Here is a 1,923-nt window from a genome sequence, read left to right on the forward strand (position 1 = left end):
TTTTGCTGGCATCATCCAAATCAAAGCTGATGGGTTTAATGGCCTGCCGTATGTGCGCGCCTTCCTGCCAGACAAACGGCAACTTTACACGCACGATATCGTTTCCTAGCGTTTGCTCTGTGTAATGACGGTTCAACGATTTTAGCCATTGCGTGACATCTTTGGTGAGCTGCTCTTCTGGTGATGCTACGTGCTTAAAATCATGATGAACATAGCGGTTGAATAGTTCATCTAGCGCTGCTTGTGGATCCTTTGCGGCTAGCGTGCCAGGCCTGCTAAAGCGAAACATGGCTTCACGAGGCTCTATCAAATCTTTGAAAATGCGCAGCTGCACCTCAGGTTGGGCTTGGTGTTGATTGGCTAGATCAACCGTCCTTTTGAGCTCTGTGACGAAATGTTGGCGTGCCTGAGTAAACACTTTCGCTGGCAGTTTATCGAAAAATTGTGTGATGCGTTTTCGAGCAACGGTTTCAACGCGTTGCAGGAACACACCGTTATTGCAGAGCATGATGACTCCCAGGTTCGCGAACTCGCCCGTGTCCAGGTAGGGTTGAAAGCGCAGCACTGCATAATTACAAATAATGGCGCTCATATCAGGCTCCAAAAGGAAGGGTCGCGTAACCGTGCTAATAGATTGAAGCGCTCTGCCAGTGAGGGATATATCTCTGAGGTGGCATCGTCTATGTCGTAATAGATCCACTCTAGCAGTCTGTCGGACTTGAGGTTAATGGATGAGCTGAGGCGTGGGTTCTTCACCCCCCCCTGTGTTGGTGTTGGTGTTGGTGCTGTTGTGTGGCTCTTAACCTGCCCCTCAGCTTCTGCAAGGCGGTTCTGACGCCTTGCCTGCTGGCCGGTTGGGCGCGGCGAGCCCTCAGCCCGCCGTCAACCGGTGCATCCGCTTGATATTCCACGCCATGGTGGCCAATCGCCACTCGCCGCTGACCTTATCCAGTCCGCGTAGCGAGAACTGCCGGAACCCCATCACGTGTTTGATGATCCCGAAGACCGGCTCCACGGTATGTTTGCGCAATGCGTAGAGCGCTCGGCCCGCCTGCGTCTTCAAGCGGTGTGCCATCTGTTCGACGGGGTCCTCGCTCTCCGGGGCAGGCGGATCCGCGGCGAAACGTTCAAAGACCGGAAGGTGATGGACGTCTCGCTTCATCGCCAACAGCGGTTCGATACCATGGTCATGGCAGGCCTGGATATTGCTGGCACTGAAGTAGCCGGTATCACCCAGCAGGTGGTCAGGTTTTCCCAGCGTTTCCGGGTAACCTTGCCAGGCCGTCAGTAGCGGCATGACTTGCTGCTTGTCATTGGTCGCCTGCGTGACGTGGACATGGGTCACCAGCAGACTCTCGGTATCAACCGCGGCTTGGGCGTTGTAGCACTGATCAAACCCCTTGCCGGTGACCGGCATGATGCGCGACTGCGGGTCGGTGAAATTGATCTGATCCTTGTCACGCGGGCCACCAGTGGGCGGTTCGGGGTCACGCCCACGGGGCTTCTTGCCGGCCTTGCGCTGCGCCTCCCGCCGCGCCACCTTTTCCTGATAGGCGGCTTGCTCGGTGGCGTCCCGCTCCTCGGCGCGCGCCTCGATCTTGGCCTTCGCCTCAGCGATGGCCGCCAGGCGGGCTTCACGGCGGGCAATCTCGGCGGGGATATCCATGCCGTCGGCCGCGTCCTCCTTGTCCGCCGACTCGGCCCGCTCGGTCAGCGCTTTCACCTCTGCCCTGAACTGTGCCTCCAGCTTCTTGGCATGGCCATACGACAACGCCTTGTGCTTGCTGGCGTTGGCCTTGAGCTTGGTGCCGTCCAGGGCGATGGTGCCAAGCTTGAGCAGCTTCATCTCGCGGGCCAGCAGCAGCACCTGTACGAACAACTGTTCCAGTTCCGGCAGAAAGCGGCGGCGAAAGGTGGCCAGCG

2 protein-coding genes are annotated in these 1,923 nt (G+C 57.8%); both read right to left on the reverse strand.

The genetic code is table 11. The features are described 5' to 3' along the window. On the reverse strand, nucleotides 1-592 hold a 592-nt coding region (locus FYJ24_RS12325; protein ID WP_154546721.1), incomplete at its 3' end, for a DUF3037 domain-containing protein. 279 nt (nucleotides 593-871) lie between these two features. Beyond that, nucleotides 872-1,923, reverse strand: a 1,052-nt coding sequence (locus FYJ24_RS12330) for a transposase (protein ID WP_154546722.1), incomplete at its 5' end; no start/stop codon positions are given.

The sequence above is a fragment of the Scrofimicrobium canadense genome, assembly GCF_009696615.1.
GTDB lineage: Bacteria > Actinomycetota > Actinomycetes > Actinomycetales > Actinomycetaceae > Scrofimicrobium > Scrofimicrobium canadense.